Raw genomic sequence first — 14,210 nt, 5'->3', positions numbered from 1 at the left:
CGGTGGCACAGACCCCCTCACGGCTTGACGCCGTCATCAACCTCGCCAAGCGTCGCGGCTTCGTCTTCCCCTGCGGCGAGATCTACGGCGGTACCCGCTCTGCCTGGGACTATGGGCCGCTGGGCGTGGAGCTCAAGGAGAACATCAAGCGCCAGTGGTGGCAGTACATGGTCCGATCCCGCGACGACGTCGTGGGCCTGGACTCCTCTGTCATCCTGCCGCGTGAGGTGTGGGTCGCCTCCGGCCACGTCCAGGCCTTCACCGACCCGCTTATCGAGTGCACCAGCTGTCACAAGCGCCTGCGCCAGGACGAGCTCCAGGAGGCCTACGCCTCCAGGCACGGCGTAGAGGACGCCGCCGACGTCGCGCTGGACCAGCTGGTCTGCCCCAACTGCGGGACACGGGGCCGATTCACTGAGCCCAAGGCCTTCTCCGGCCTGCTTAAGACCTACCTGGGACCCGTGGACGACGAGTCAGGCCTGCACTACCTGCGCCCGGAGACGGCCCAGGGCATCTTTGTCAACTTCACCAACGTCATGGGGGCGGCGCGCAGGAAGCCTCCTTTCGGCATCGCCCAGGTCGGCAAGTCCTTCCGCAACGAGATCACCCCCGGCAACTTCATCTTCCGCACGCGTGAGTTCGAGCAGATGGAGATGGAGTTCTTCTGCGAGCCGGGAACCGACGAGGAGTGGCACCAGTACTGGATCGACCACCGCAAGGCCTGGTACGTGGACCTGGGGATCGACCCGGACAACATCCGCCTCTACGAGCACCCTCAGGAGAAGCTGTCCCACTACTCCAAGCGCACCGTGGACCTGGAGTACCGCTTCGGCTTCGCCGGGAGCGAGTGGGGTGAGCTGGAGGGCGTGGCCAACCGTACCGACTTCGACCTGTCCACCCACGCCGAGCACTCCGGTAAGGACCTGTCCTACTACGACCAGACCCGGGGGGAGCGCTGGACCCCCTACGTCATTGAGCCCGCCGCTGGGCTGACCCGCTCCCTCATGGCCTTCCTGGTCGAGGCCTACACCGAGGACGAGGCCCCCAACACCAAGGGAGGTGTGGACAGGCGGGTCGTGCTGCGGCTCGACCCCCGTATCGCACCGGTCAAGGCAGCTGTGCTGCCGCTGTCGCGCAAGGAGGAGCTGACCGGGCCCGCGCGCGAGCTGGCCGCGCGCCTGCGTCGCTCCTGGAACGTCGAGTACGACGAGGCCGGGGCGGTCGGCCGCCGCTACCGCCGCCAGGACGAGGTGGGCACGCCTTTCTGCCTCACCTATGACTTCGACTCTCCCCAGGACGGTGCTGTCACCGTGCGGCAGCGCGACACCATGGCCCAGGAGCGCGTTGCGGTGGAAGGTGTTGAGCGCTACCTCGCCGAGCGGCTCGTGGGCTGCTAGGCCGGCCGGGCCTGGCCAGCTGGCCGTGGCCCAGTGAGACCTGTCGATCCGTCCTCATCACCGCTGTGAGACTACGGGGTACGCCGTCAGAGTACGGGGCGGTCGTATGAGGCACCCCGCACTCGCACGGTGGATGGTGCCCGTGTGCATGATGGGCCAGTGAGTACCGAGACCCCCTCCCACGCCCCCGGCAGCCCGGACCCTGGCCACCACGTCGGCACGAGCCCGCTCCCAGACCGCCCGGGAGAGGAGGGACACGCCCACGCACACACGGCGGTCCCGGCCCTGAGCGGCTCTGAGGCCAGGACGGTGCGTGCCATCCTGAGCGCACTTGTGGTCCCGCTGGTCGTGGCGACCCTTGTCGGGCTGGTGGTGCTGTGGCCAGGTGACAGCTCCCTGGTCGGTTCCCAACCCTTTGCGGTGGAGGGGAGCTCGATGGAGACGGCCACCGTCACCTCCCTGGACGTCGAGGACTGCCAGGACGCCGCGGAGGCCCTGGAGGGGGTCAGCGACGGCTCCTTCCTGGACAACGCCGTCTGCGCGGAGATCACCTCCGGCGACGGTGAGGGGCTGACGATGCCGGTCCACATTCCTGCCGAGTCCCTCGGCGTGGCGGATGTCGGCGACGAGCTCCAGGTCATGTACGCACCTGAGGCGGTGTCCATGGGGACGCCCTACGTATTCGTGGACTACGGGCGCGGGGTCCCGGTGGCGGCCCTGGCCGTCGTCTACCTGGTGCTGGTGGTAGCGGTGGCGGGACGCAAGGGCGCGTTGAGCGTCCTGGGCCTGGTTGTCGCCACGGTGGTGCTCGTCTTCTTTATGATCCCCGCCCTCCTGGCGGGGTCCTCCCCCCTGGCCGTCACGCTGGTGGGTTCCATGGCGATGATGCTCGCCGCGGTGTACGTGGCCCACGGGGTGAGCGTGCGCACCACGACGGCTCTGCTAGGCACCGTGGCGGGAGTCCTCCTGACAGTGCTGCTGTCCCTGTGGGGGACCCGGGCGGCCAACCTCACCGGGAGCGTGGACGAGACGGCCGCCGTGCTGACCTCCCTGGTGGAGGGCGTCAACCTGCAGGCGCTGCTGACCTGCGGCATGGTCGTGGCGGCCCTGGGAGTCCTCAACGACGTCACCATCACCCAGGCCTCGGCAGTCTGGGAGCTTCACGCCGCCAACCCGTCCCTGTCCCGGACCCGCCTGTTCACGGGTGGGATGAGCATCGGTAGGGACCACATCGCCTCGACGGTCTATACCCTGGCCTTCGCCTACGCCGGCACCGCCCTGCCTCTCATCCTGACCGCCGCGCTCATCGACCGGTCCGTCGCGAGCACCGTCCTGTCCGGGGAGATCGCCGAGGAGGTGGTACGCACCCTGGTGTCCTCCATCGGTCTGGTCCTGGCCATCCCGGCGACCACGGCGATCGCCGCCTTCCTGTGCCGTACCACCCCGGTGCCTCAGTCTTCCTCAAGCTCTTCCTCAGGCTCTTCCTCAGGCTCTTCCCAGGGCTCGGTCTGAGGTTCTTCCTGACCTCCTGTCCGGTCCGCCAGGTCCTCGGGGAGCAGCTGCTGTCTCAGCCGCCGGAGGCGTCGGACTCGGCCTCGGCGAGCATGCGTTGCTGGGCCTTGTCTAGGGTGGGGGAGTCCAGCCACCCCTGGGGCAGGTGCGGGGTCCTGGGACTGCCTGCCCGGCCCCGGGGGCCTTCCGCAGCGGCACCGGGGTAGGGGACCGAGGCCGGAAGGCGGGAGCGCATGTCCTCCAGCGCCGAGTCGAGCCCTTCCAGGCTGCGCACCTGGGTGAGACTGGCGCGGGCTGCCCCGCCCACAGGGTAGCCCCGGAGGTACCAGCCCAGGTGCTTGCGCAGGTCGCGCACTCCGCGGTCCTCGCCCATCTCCTGGGCGAGCAGGCGGGCATGCTGGCGAATGACTGCCACGACCTCGTCCAGGTCGGGGCGGGCCCGTTCCTGGAGACCGTGCATAGCTGCCACGATATCGGCCAGGAGCCAGGGACGCCCCTGGCACCCTCGCCCCACGACGACGCCGTCGCATCCCGTCTGATCCATCATGCGCAGGGCGTCGTCCCCGCTCCAGACGTCACCGTTGCCCAGGACAGGCAGGGTGGTGCTGTCCTTGAGCCGGGCGACCTGCTCCCAGCGCGCCTGCCCGGAGTAGTGCTGGCGAGCGGTGCGGGCGTGCAGGGCGATTGCGGCTACGCCTGCCTTACACGCCAAGCGGGCTGCGTCCAGGAACGTCTCGTGGGAGTCGTCGATCCCCAGGCGCATCTTGATCGTCACCGGCACCTCCTGCGGCCGCCGCGACGCCGCCACGGCTGTCTCGCAGGAGCGCACCGCCTCGGTGAGGATCGCTGCCAGGAGGTCGCGCTTCCACGGCAGGGCCGCCCCTCCGCCCTTGCGTGTCACCTTCGGCACCGGGCAGCCGAAGTTCAGGTCGATGTGGTCAGCCAGGTCCTCCTCGACCAGGATGCGCACCGCGGCTGCGACCGTCGTCGGGTCGACGCCGTAGAGCTGGACGGAACGGACCCGCTCGGCAGGGTCGGTGCGTACCATCGCCAGTGTCCGCTCACTGCGCTCCACCAGCGCCCGTGAGGTCACCATCTCGGTGACGTAGAGGCCTGCGGGTGCGCTCAGCCCGCTGCCGCCAGGGAGGGGTCCCGGGCTGAGCGGCCTCAGGCTGGCTGGCAGGGCGCTCTCCGCCCGCTGGCGGCACAGCCTGCGGAAGGAGGCGTTGGTAACTCCTGCCATCGGTGCCAGTTCCACCGGCGTAGTCACAGTCAACGGCCCGATGACCAGGGGAGCAACCCTACGGGGAGACCCCGGTGGCGCAGCGCAGCGTTCAGCCTCAGCATGCTCGACAACACTCATACCACCATGCTGGCACAAGGCTGGTGCACAGTTGGTGCACGGTCGAGGCACGGCTGGGCGCGATCGGTACAAGGCAGATATGGCAGGTGCGGGTACCCGGTGCGCTAATATCACCGTGTGTCTGAGACTCCCGAGCCCCGGGGGACATGTCCCAGGGGATACGGACCCCGAGCGGCCCCGGCAGCGTGGCCCCGTCCCCGGTCCCAGGAGACCGTAGGGCTGCTCAGGGACCGCACGGTCCTGGTCACCGGGTCCTGCGTCCCTCCTCGATCGCGACGGCGGTCGCGGCGGTGGCGGCCGACCAGGGGGCACGGGTCCTTCTCACCGGGGTGCCGCGCACCATAGGGGCCACGCAGGCTCTCGCCCGGAGGCTGGGGCTGCACGACCCCGTGCTGCCTCTGGACGTGGCCACGGCAGGCTCTGTGACGCGGCTGGCCTCCCTGCTGGGGGAGCTGGGAGTGAGTCATCTGGACGGCCTGGTCCACTGCCTCGCCCATGCTGACGCCTCCCTGCTGGGCTCCCTCCTGGCGCGGGGAGCGGGAGACGACTCCGCCTCCGGGGCCGAGGGTCCGGGGCAGCCAGCCGGGGCGGAGGCACTGGGGCAGGCCTCGGCAGCGCCAGGCACCGGCCTGCCAGGACGGCGGGCGGCCGCGCTGGAGGCTGCGTTCACGGTCACCACTGCCTCTTTGCCCGCGCTGGTGGGGGCTCTCGGCCCGCTGCTGGGCACGGGCAGCGCCGTTGTCGCCCTGACCTTCGACTCGGGACGGGTCCATCCGGGCTACGGCTGGATGGGACCGCTCAAGGCGGCGCTGGAGGCCAGCGTGCGTACCCTGGCCGTCGAGCTCGGAGGCGCTGGTGTGCGTGTCAACGCCCTGAGCGCCGGCCCCCTGCGCACCCCGGCGGCCTCGGCCGTGCCCAGTTTTGAGGGGATCGCCTCCCGCTGGACGCAGAGGGCCCCGCTGGGCTGGGACCCTGACGACGCCGACCCGGTGGCTCGCACAGCCGTTGCTCTCCTGTCCGGGTGGCTGCCCGCCACCACCGGCCAGGTCGTCTACGCGGACGGGGGGGTGTGGCTCGCGGGAGCCTAGACCCTACGGACGGCGAGAGGTGGGCGAGGACGACGTGGTCAGGCGCGACCTGGCGTGATCAGGCCTGTACCTGCCCCGGTGGCAGGCAAGGTGTCCTAGGGTAGGTGTGTGACCACAGACCTTGTACGACGGCTCGTGCTTGTACGCCACTCTAAGGCGTCTCATGACGCCGACAGTGACCTGGAACGACCCCTGACGCCCAAGGGAGTAACCCTGGCGGAGCAGCTTGCCCGCCAGCTGCGGCAGCGCCTGGATCATACCGATCTGCTCCTGGTGTCCCCTGCGGCGCGTGCCCGACAGACGGCACAGCCGCTGCGCCAGCGTCTGGACCCCGCCGAGGTCCAGGTCCACGAGGAGATCTACAGCCACGGGGTCAGTGGCGTCCTCGACCTGGTTGCCGCTGGCGCCCGCAGCGCCCGTAGCGTGGTCGTTGTGGGGCACGAGCCCACCGTCTCCGCCTTGGCGCACACCCTTCACGACACTGACGACGACCTGGGCACCCAGGTGTCCTTCGGGGTTCCCACGGCGACGGCTGTCCTCATTGATGTTGCCTCCCGGTGGGAGGACCTGGCTCCCGGCGGGGGACATATCAGCGAGATCCTCACCGCCCGCCGACACTGACCCGCCGATACCACCGATACCGGCAGGCCTGGCTGTCAGCGGCGGGCGCCTGCCCCGGGGAGAAGCTCCAGGACCGCGCGCAGGTCGCGGACGTGGACCGCGGCCTGGGCCTGCTGGGCCACGACAGGCTTGGCGCAGAAGGCCACGCCCAGCCCTGCCGCAGCAAGCATCTCCAGGTCGTTGGCTCCGTCGCCGACCGCGACCGTGCGCTCCATCGCCACGCCGTCAGCCTCGGCCCACGCGCGCAGGCAGCGTGCCTTCTCCTGCGGGTCGATGACGCGGCCGCGTAGGCGGCCCGTGAGCACCCCGCCGTTGGCCTCAAGGCCGTTTGCCGCCACGTGGTCGATCCTCAGGCGATCAGCCAGCGGTGCAGCCACCTCCGCGAAGCCTCCGGACACGACGCCCACCCGGCACCCCAGGGCGTGGAGCCGGGTGACGAGCTCCTCGGCGCCCGTGGTCAGGGTGACCTCCGCCAGCACCTTGTCAACTGTCCTCAGTGGTAGTCCAGCCAGGGTGGTGACGCGCTCCCGCAGCGACTCAGTGAAGTCGAGCTCGCCCCTCATCGCCCGGGCCGTGATCTCGGCGACGTGCTGCTGGGTGCCGGCGTGGGCGGCCAGCAGGTCGATGACCTCCTGCTCGATAAGCGTGGAGTCAACGTCCATGACCAGCAGGCCCGGGCCGTGGTCAGCAAGGGGTCCGTCAGCAGGGGAACCCGTCGTGCGTGGGGTGCTGCTCATGGGCACCCATGCTAGTGCCAGGGCGCCGGACGGTACCGGACAGTGCCAGCCAGTACCGCCCGCCGGGGCGGGCGGTACCTCCCGGTCAGCGTGTGGTGTCAGCGGCTGACGGTCTGCCCCTTGGCCACCACGGTGATCCCGGACTCGGTGACGGTGAAGCCGCGCTCGCGGTCGTGCTCGGGGTCGATGCCCACCATGGCTCCCTCCTCGACGTGGACGTGCTTGTCCAGGATGGCGCGGTTGACTACCGTGTTGCGTCCCACCTCAGCGCCGTCCATGAGGACCGACTCGCGTACCGAGGACCAGGAGTTGACCCGGACCCCGGGGGACAGGACTGAGGAGATGACCTCTCCACCGGAGACGATGACGCCGGGGGAGACGATGGAGTCCACGGCGTGGCCCAGGCGCTCATGGTGGCCGTAGACGAACTTGGCCGGGGGCATGGCGGCCTGGTAGCCGGCGAACAGGGGCCAGCGGTCGTTGTAGAGGTTGAACACCGGGGTCACGGAGATGAGGTCCTGGTGGGCGTCGTAGAAGGCGTCGACGGTGCCTACGTCGCGCCAGTAGTCACGGTCCCGCTCCGAGGACCCCGGGACGTCGTTGTCCTTGAAGTCGTAGACGCCCGCGGCACCCTGGTTCACGAACCAGGGGACGATGTTGCCGCCCATGTCGTGCTTGGAGTCCTCGTTATCGGCGTCGACCGTGACGGCCTCCGACAGGGCGTCGGCAGTCATGATGTAGTTGCCCATCGAGGCCAGGACCTCGTCGGGGGAATCGGGCAGGCCCGGGGTCTGCGACGGCTTCTCCACAAAGGCCTGGATCTTGTGGCGGTCACCCGGGTCGGTCTCGATGACGCCGAACTGGTCAGCCAGGGAGCGAGGCTGGCGGATGCCCGCCACCGTGCAGGGAAGCCCGGAGGCGATGTGGTGGTCCAGCATCTGGGAGAAGTCCATGCGGTAGATGTTGTCCGCGCCGGTGATGACCACGTAGTCCGGGCGCTCGTCGTCCAGCAGGTTGAGGGACTGGAAGATCGCGTCCGCCGAGCCCAGGAACCAGTGCTTGCCCATGCGCTGCTGGGCGGGGACGGGGGCGATGTAGTTGCCCAGCATGTCCGAGATGCGCCAGGTCATCGAGATGTGGCGGTCCAGGGAGTGGGACTTGTACTGGGTGAGCACCACGACCTTGAGAAAGCCGGAGTTGATCATGTTGGACAAAGAGAAGTCAATGAGCCGGTAGATCCCGCCGAAGGGCACGGCGGGCTTGGCACGGTCGACGGTCAGGGGCATGAGGCGCTTGCCCTCACCACCAGCAAGGACGATTGCGAGAACACGGGGTTGAGCCATGTGGCCTACCTTACTGCCCCGAGCCCGTTGTGGGGAGCGAACGGGCCGGTGTCCCACGCAGTGGTCCCGGCGGGTTCCCGCACCCGTGCCGAGCCGCTCCTCGCCTGGTCCCGACATGGTCCCGCGCGACTGCGCACGTGCTCTGGGGACGAGCCCCAAAACGGCCCGCGGGAAGCCGGGACCGACTACCGTCGTCCCCGTGGGCCGGAGCCGTCCCGGGCGCCTCCGTGCCCGCGTGAGCACGTCTGACACGTCCGGGTGGTCTGCTCAGGCAGCCCACCGAGGGAACACACACGAGGAGAGGCACCTATGAGGGTCGACCTGCTGACCAAGGAGTACCCACCCTTTATCTACGGCGGCGCCGGCGTCCACGTCGACGAGCTGGCCAAGGTGCTGCGGCCGCTGGCTGACGTGAGGGTCCACGCCTTCGGAGGACCGCGCCAGCCGGGGACCCCGGGAGCCGATCCGGGGGTCACCGGCTACCCTGAGGTCGCCGAGCTGGAGGAGGCCAACGCCGCGCTGCGTACCTTCGGGGTGGACCTGGAGATCGCCCAGGGGACCGAGGGCACCGACCTGGTGCACTCCCACACCTGGTACGCCAACCTTGCGGGCCACTTGGCCTCCCTCCTGCACAGCGTGCCCCACGTGATCTCCGCGCACTCCCTGGAGCCGCTGCGCCCGTGGAAGGCTGAGCAGCTCGGCGGCGGCTACGCCCTGTCCTCCTGGGCGGAGAGGACCGCCTACGAGGCGGCCGCAGGCATTATCGCGGTGTCCAACGGCATGAGGGACGATATCCTGCGTGCCTACCCTGCGGTGGACCCCGACCGGGTCAAGGTGGTCCACAACGGGATCGACCTGCAGGCCTGGCAGCGGCCCGAGGGCGAGGAGGCCGACGCCGCGGCCTCGGTGACCCTGAAGCGCCTGGGCATCGACCCGGACCGTCCCACCGTGGTGTTCGTCGGCCGCATCACCCGCCAGAAGGGCCTGCCGCACCTGCTGAGGGCCTGCGAGCAGCTGCCTGGTGACGTCCAGGTCGTCCTGTGTGCCGGGGCTCCTGACACTCCTGAGATCAAGGCGGAGGTCGACACCTTGGTGGACCGGCTGCGCCAGACCCGTACCGGTGTGGTGTGGGTCGAGGAGATGCTGCCGCGCCCCGAGCTGATCGCGGTCCTGTCCGCCTCGGACGTGTTCGTGTGCCCCTCCGTCTACGAGCCGCTGGGCATCGTCAACCTCGAGGCCATGGCCGTGGGGCTTCCTGTCGTTGGCTCCGCCACCGGTGGCATCCCCGACGTCATCGTCGACGGCGAGACAGGGCTCCTGGTGCCGATTGACCAGGTCCAGGACGGCACCGGCACCCCCACCGACCCCGCCCGCTTCGAGGCGGACCTGGCGGAGCGCCTGACAGAGGTAGTTACCGACACCGAGCGGGCCGCCCAGATGGGGCGGCCTCGCGCAGGCGGGTGGAGGAGCACTTCTCCTGGGAGGCTGTCGCCCAGCGCACCATGGAGGTCTACCGCTGGGTGCTTCAGCAGGGCTGACGGCTGTGGCAGGCCCACCAGTCGGTGGCTGCGGCCGTCCCCGGCGGGCTACCGCCAGCAGCGGCCGCAGGACCTCTGAGCGCTGCCGGGCCTGACGTGCCGTCGCCGAGCCGCCGTCGTCCTCCAGGGCTAGCTCGCAGATAGCGGCCAGGCGCAGGGAGCGCTCCAGGAGCTGGACCCTGCGGGAGTCCAGGGACGGCGGAAGAAGGCGGGGGTCCAGTCCGGCGAGGACAAGGTCGTTGAGGGTGTCAGCCAGGTCGGGGCGCCCTCGGGCCAGGTCCAGGTCCGTCAGGGCGTCGATGGCTGCCTCCGTGGCGGTGTGCACGTCGCGTCGTGCCTGCCCCGGGTCCAGCGCGGGCACGGGCGCCTCTACCGGCAGGCGGTGCCACACCACGCTCGTGCCTGAGTCCTGTGGGACCAGCAGGCTGGCGCCGGTGTGGCGCTGCTCGGTCCCGCCGGTCTCCACGATGACGGCCTGGCCTGCCTCCAGGGCCTCGGGGCGCGCCGACAGGCCGTCGGCCGGGGAGGGGAGCAGGGCGGCGACCCGGCTCAAGGGGCGGGCGGCCGCCAACCACTCCTCCAGGCCTAGGCCGTGCCCCGCATTCTGCGGTGCGTCCTCGGCGTCCTCCTTGACGCCTTCCTCAATGACGCTGTGCACGCCGTCGGGTCCCTGGACCAGGGCCAGGCCGTGGGAGGAGGGCACCGGGGCCCACAGGGCGAGGAGGACGCTGAGCGGTGGCGCAAGAGGCATGTCCCCACCGTACCGCCGCTCCTCGGAGCCGAGTCCCCCGGGCCGAGGTGGGTCCTGGGCCGCTCAGGGAAGGGACGGTAAGGTTGGGGGATGACCTGCGTCCTCCACCTTGACGACGTCACGCTCACCCGTGGGACCACCGTGGTTCTTGACCATGTCAGCCTGGCTGTGGAGGAGTCGGAGCACTGGGTGGTCCTGGGGCCCAACGGCGCGGGCAAGACCACGCTCGCCCGTCTGGCTGCGGCCCGCCTCTTCCCCTCCTCCGGCACGGTGGACATCTTGTCCGAGCGCCTGGGGCGTGTTGACGTCTCCGAGCTGCGCCCCAGGATCGGCCTGTGCTCCTCGGCCCTGTCCTCCAGCGTGCTGGGAAGTGAGAGAGTCGTTGACGTGGTGCTGTCGGCCGCCTACGGCTACACCGGCCGCTGGCGGGAGAGGTATGACGACCTGGACACCGAGCGGGCCGAGGCGCTGCTGCAGGCGCTGGGGGCGGGATACCTGAGCGACCGGAGGTGGGCCACCCTGTCCTCGGGGGAGCGCAAGCGTGTCGAGATCGCTCGTGCCCTCATGCCCGACCCCGAGCTGCTCGTCCTTGACGAGCCGGCCTGCGGGCTGGACGTGGCCGGCCGCGAGCAGCTTCTCGCGGCCCTGGCCGACATCGTCCAGGATCCCGGATCGCCCTCGCTCCTCATGGTGACCCACCACTTGGAGGAGATTCCTCCCGGTATCACTCACGCGATGGCCCTGCGGCAGGGACGTGTCCAGCAGGTGGGCCCTGTGGAGGAGGTCCTCACCGACGCGGTCATGACCGCTACCTTCGGCCTTCCCCTGGAGGTGGTCCAGGACCGGGGTCGCTATTGGGCACGGGGGGCGGCCGAGCGCGGGACCGTGCCAGCCGTCGGCAGCGCCTGAGGGGCTGGCAGCGTCTGACCCTGCCGGGACTGGCCTGAGCCGTGTCTGGGCTGGGCTGTCGCAGGCGGGGTGTCGGTGGCAGCGGGGTCGGTCCGCTCCGCCGCCCCGGTACCTCTGAATCGGGCACGTGACCACGCCCTCGAGCCGGAAGTCTGGAATACTAGCCCTGCGCTAGCTGCCCACACGGCTGACGTCGCCGAGGTACCTGGGGTATCTACTGAGACATCACTGAGGAGGTTCCTACTTATGGTCTGGCTGTTCTGGATCGGCGGGTCCCTGGTCCTCGCCGTCATCGAGATCCTGACGGCCGACCTCACCTTCCTCATGATCGCCGGAGGAGCCCTGGGAGGGGGCGTCGCGGCGGCGCTGGGGGCCTCTCTACCGGTCCAGTTCATCGTCTTCGCGGTCGTCTCCACACTGCTTCTGCTGGCGGTGCGTCCCTGGGCCAGAAGGCGTATGGCCTCCACGGCCCCGCAGATGAGGACCAATGCTGAGGCTCTGGTGGGACGTTCGGCCACGGCGATCACCGTGGTGGACGACCAGGGAGGCCGGGTGCGGCTCAGCGGTGGCGAGTGGAGCGCCCGGCTGGCACCGGCTGCTGCGGGGCAGGGCGGTCCTGTCGAGCCCGGTGCCGCAGTGACGGTGACCCAGATCGACGGGGCTGTCGCCGTCGTCGTCCCGGCCGCCTTGGAGCAGGCCTCCCAGGAGCCGGTACCCCACGGGCGGTGACCGCTGGGTACCCGTTACCCGGAACAAGCATGACACGTACAACAGGAGTCCCCTGACATGAACGAACTGGCCGTTGTCCCTCTTATCGTCCTGCTGCTCCTGGCGCTGCTGGTCGTTGTCGCGATCTTCCGCGCGGTGCGCAGAGTGCCGCAGAGCTACGCGATCATCGTGGAGCGGCTGGGGAAGTTCCAGGCGGAGTACGGGGCGGGCCTCCATTTTCTGATCCCTTTTGTCGACAGCGTGCGCAACACGGTGGACCTGCGTGAACAGGTAGTCTCCTTCCCGCCGCAGCCGGTCATCACTTCGGATAACCTAGTGGTGAGTATCGACTCGGTGATCTACTACCAGGTGACGGACCCCAAGCGCGCCACCTATGAGATCGCCAGTTTTCTCCAGGCAATCGAGCAGCTGACGATCACCACGCTACGTAATGTCATCGGTGCCATGGACCTGGAGCAGACCCTGACCAGCCGTGACCAGATCAACGGCCAGCTGCGCGGCGTGCTCGACCAGGCGACGGGGCGCTGGGGCATCCGGGTCAGCAACGTCGAGCTGAAGTCCATCGACCCGCCCGCCTCCATCCAGGGCGCGATGGAGCAGCAGATGCGTGCTGAGCGTGATCGGCGTGCTGCGATCCTCACGGCCGAGGGCGTCAAGCAGTCCCAGATCCTTACCGCGGAGGGTGACAAGCAGTCGGCGATCCTGCGTGCTGAGGGGCAGGCACAGTCGGCGATCCTCAGGGCGCAGGGTGAGTCGCGCGCCATCCTGCAGGTCTTTGATGCCATCCACCGCGGCAACGCCGATCCCAAGCTGCTCGCCTACCAGTACCTGCAGACCCTGCCGAAGATCGCCAACGGCTCCTCCTCCAAGATGTGGATCGTTCCCACCGAGTTCACCGCGGCCCTGGACGGAATCGCCGGGGCGCTGGGTGGGGACAGGCCCTCCGGGCCGTCCCCGGACCAGCCTGGTGGGCAGGACGGTGATCAGGGAGCCGGGGTCGACCTGTCCGACACGGAGGTGGACCTGGGGATCGCCTCGGATCTGGCGGCGACGAGCCTGCCTACCCCGGAGGAGGCCCTGGCTCAGGCCCGGGGTGAGGCGCAGACGGCTCTCCAGGAGGCCTCAGAGGACCGGGTGCCTGGAGCAGGGGCGCCGGGGTCCTCGGCGTCCCGGGCGCCTGGCGCTGGCGAGGGATGATTGTCCGGCTGACCTGCCGTGACGATGACCGCCTGGCCGACTACACGCGCCTGACTGACAGCGCACTGCGACGTCGGCTGGAGACTGAGCGCGGCCTGTACATGGCCGAGTCCACCAAGGTGATCAGGCGGGCCGTGGCGGCAGGCCACCGGCCGCGCTCCTTTCTCATGGCTGAGCACCACTATGACCAGCTGCGCCCGACGATCGCGGCGGCGGTCGGTTGCCAGGGCCGTGATGACGGCGGCCCGGTGCCGGTGTTCCTGGCCGACGAGGAGCTGCTGGAGTCGGTCACCGGCTTCCACCTGCACCGGGGAGCGCTGGCTGCCATGAACCGCCCGGTGCTGCGTGGCGTTGGGGAGCTCCTGGCCGCGGCTCGTGCAGGCAGCGGCGCGCGGCGGGTGGCCGTCCTGGAGGACCTGGTGGACCATACCAACGTGGGTGCCGCCTTTCGCTCGGCAGCCGCCCTGGGGGTGGACGCAGTCCTGGTGACGCCACGCTGCGCAGACCCTCTCTACCGGCGCAGTGTCCGTGTCTCGATGGGGACGGTTTTCCAGGTGCCGTGGACCCGGGTGCAGCGCTGGCCCGTCGTGGACGAGCTGCACGAAGCGGGCTTCACCGTGGCCGCTCTGGCCCTGTCCGAGGAATCGGTGCCCCTGGAGGAGTTTGCCGCCTCGTCAGTGTGCACCAGTGCGGAGGGGAAGGTGGCCCTGGTCCTGGGGACGGAGGGGGACGGGCTACCACGGCGTACCACCGAGGCTGCTGACGTGGTGGTGCGGATCCCTATGTCTGGGGGAGTGGACTCCCTCAACGTTGCTGCTGCGGCTGCCGTGGCCTTCTGGGCGCTGCGGGTGTAAAGCGCGTTTGCTCGATCGAGGCCCTGGGAGGATCGGAGCCTGCAGGAGGTGCCTTCTGGAGACGTCAACGCGCTGGAACGCACTGGCTCCACCTGTCGCCAGGTCTCGTAAGGCCTTCAGGTCTCGTAAGGCCTTATGAGACCGCCGCACGACGTCGTGCTCCCCGACCAG

The 14,210-nt window shown here is 69.7% G+C and carries 12 protein-coding genes and 1 pseudogene; 10 read left to right on the top strand and 3 right to left on the bottom strand.

Features of this window, described 5'->3' with window-relative positions; translation table 11 throughout:
• The first annotated feature begins 2 nt into the window (after window positions 1-2).
• Together D5R93_RS07525 and D5R93_RS07520 are read left to right on the top strand one after the other, a co-directional pair.
• On the top strand, window positions 3-1,397 hold the full coding sequence (locus D5R93_RS07525) for a glycine--tRNA ligase (RefSeq protein ID WP_119835190.1): 1,395 nt from the start codon (window positions 3-5) through the stop codon (window positions 1,395-1,397).
• Between the two features lie 159 nt (window positions 1,398-1,556).
• Entirely contained in the window at window positions 1,557-2,909 is a 1,353-nt protein-coding gene (locus tag D5R93_RS07520; RefSeq protein ID WP_423243294.1) for a YibE/F family protein, read from the top strand.
• Window positions 2,910-2,964: 55 nt separating this feature from the next.
• On the opposite strand, the gene dusB is transcribed toward D5R93_RS07520, so the two are convergent.
• A complete protein-coding gene (dusB, locus tag D5R93_RS07515) occupies window positions 2,965-4,272 on the bottom strand; it encodes a tRNA dihydrouridine synthase DusB (RefSeq protein ID WP_120204585.1) in 1,308 nt (435 codons plus the stop codon).
• A 146-nt stretch (window positions 4,273-4,418) separates the two neighbouring features.
• On the opposite strand from dusB, the gene D5R93_RS07510 reads away from it, so the two are divergent.
• Entirely contained in the window at window positions 4,419-5,360 is a 942-nt protein-coding gene (locus D5R93_RS07510; protein ID WP_243106656.1) for an SDR family oxidoreductase, read from the top strand.
• Window positions 5,361-5,468: 108 nt separating this feature from the next.
• Window positions 5,469-5,981 carry a phosphohistidine phosphatase SixA gene (gene sixA / locus D5R93_RS07505; protein WP_120204584.1) on the top strand — a complete coding sequence of 171 codons (513 nt, stop codon included), beginning with the start codon at window positions 5,469-5,471 and terminating at the stop codon, window positions 5,979-5,981.
• A 35-nt stretch (window positions 5,982-6,016) separates the two neighbouring features.
• Here sixA and serB read toward each other — a convergent pair whose 3' ends face one another.
• A complete protein-coding gene (gene serB, locus D5R93_RS07500) occupies window positions 6,017-6,718 on the bottom strand; it encodes a phosphoserine phosphatase SerB (RefSeq protein ID WP_119835187.1) in 702 nt (233 codons plus the stop codon).
• 98 nt (window positions 6,719-6,816) lie between these two features.
• The gene (locus tag D5R93_RS07495; RefSeq protein WP_119835186.1) at window positions 6,817-8,061 is read right to left on the bottom strand and encodes a glucose-1-phosphate adenylyltransferase; all 1,245 of its coding nucleotides are present in this window, start codon (window positions 8,059-8,061) and stop codon (window positions 6,817-6,819) included.
• Window positions 8,062-8,370: 309 nt separating this feature from the next.
• On the opposite strand from D5R93_RS07495, the pseudogene glgA reads away from it, so the two are divergent.
• The 6 genes and pseudogenes from glgA (at window position 8,371) to D5R93_RS07465 (ending at window position 14,039) form a co-directional block, all read left to right on the top strand.
• Window positions 8,371-9,599 (top strand): annotated as a pseudogene (gene glgA / locus D5R93_RS07490) (glycogen synthase).
• 592 nt (window positions 9,600-10,191) lie between these two features.
• On the top strand, window positions 10,192-10,431 hold the full coding sequence (locus tag D5R93_RS13540) for a hypothetical protein (RefSeq protein ID WP_205570147.1): 240 nt from the start codon (window positions 10,192-10,194) through the stop codon (window positions 10,429-10,431).
• 9 nt (window positions 10,432-10,440) lie between these two features.
• A complete protein-coding gene (locus D5R93_RS07480; RefSeq protein WP_119835183.1) occupies window positions 10,441-11,259 on the top strand; it encodes an ABC transporter ATP-binding protein in 819 nt (272 codons plus the stop codon).
• A 246-nt stretch (window positions 11,260-11,505) separates the two neighbouring features.
• Window positions 11,506-11,988 carry an NfeD family protein gene (locus D5R93_RS07475; protein WP_120204583.1) on the top strand — a complete coding sequence of 161 codons (483 nt, stop codon included), beginning with the start codon at window positions 11,506-11,508 and terminating at the stop codon, window positions 11,986-11,988.
• Window positions 11,989-12,045: 57 nt separating this feature from the next.
• Window positions 12,046-13,185, top strand: coding sequence for an SPFH domain-containing protein (locus D5R93_RS07470; protein WP_119835181.1), 1,140 nt, complete (start codon window positions 12,046-12,048; stop codon window positions 13,183-13,185).
• Complete coding sequence (locus D5R93_RS07465) at window positions 13,182-14,039, top strand: TrmH family RNA methyltransferase (RefSeq protein WP_119835180.1); 858 nt, start codon at window positions 13,182-13,184, stop codon at window positions 14,037-14,039. Before D5R93_RS07470 ends, D5R93_RS07465 begins: the two co-directional genes overlap by 4 nt.
• The last annotated feature ends 171 nt before the right edge of the window (window positions 14,040-14,210 follow it).

This window comes from Actinomyces lilanjuaniae, from assembly GCF_003606385.1.
Taxonomy (GTDB): domain Bacteria; phylum Actinomycetota; class Actinomycetes; order Actinomycetales; family Actinomycetaceae; genus Actinomyces; species Actinomyces lilanjuaniae.
This window is presented reverse-complemented; position numbering and strand designations above follow the sequence as displayed.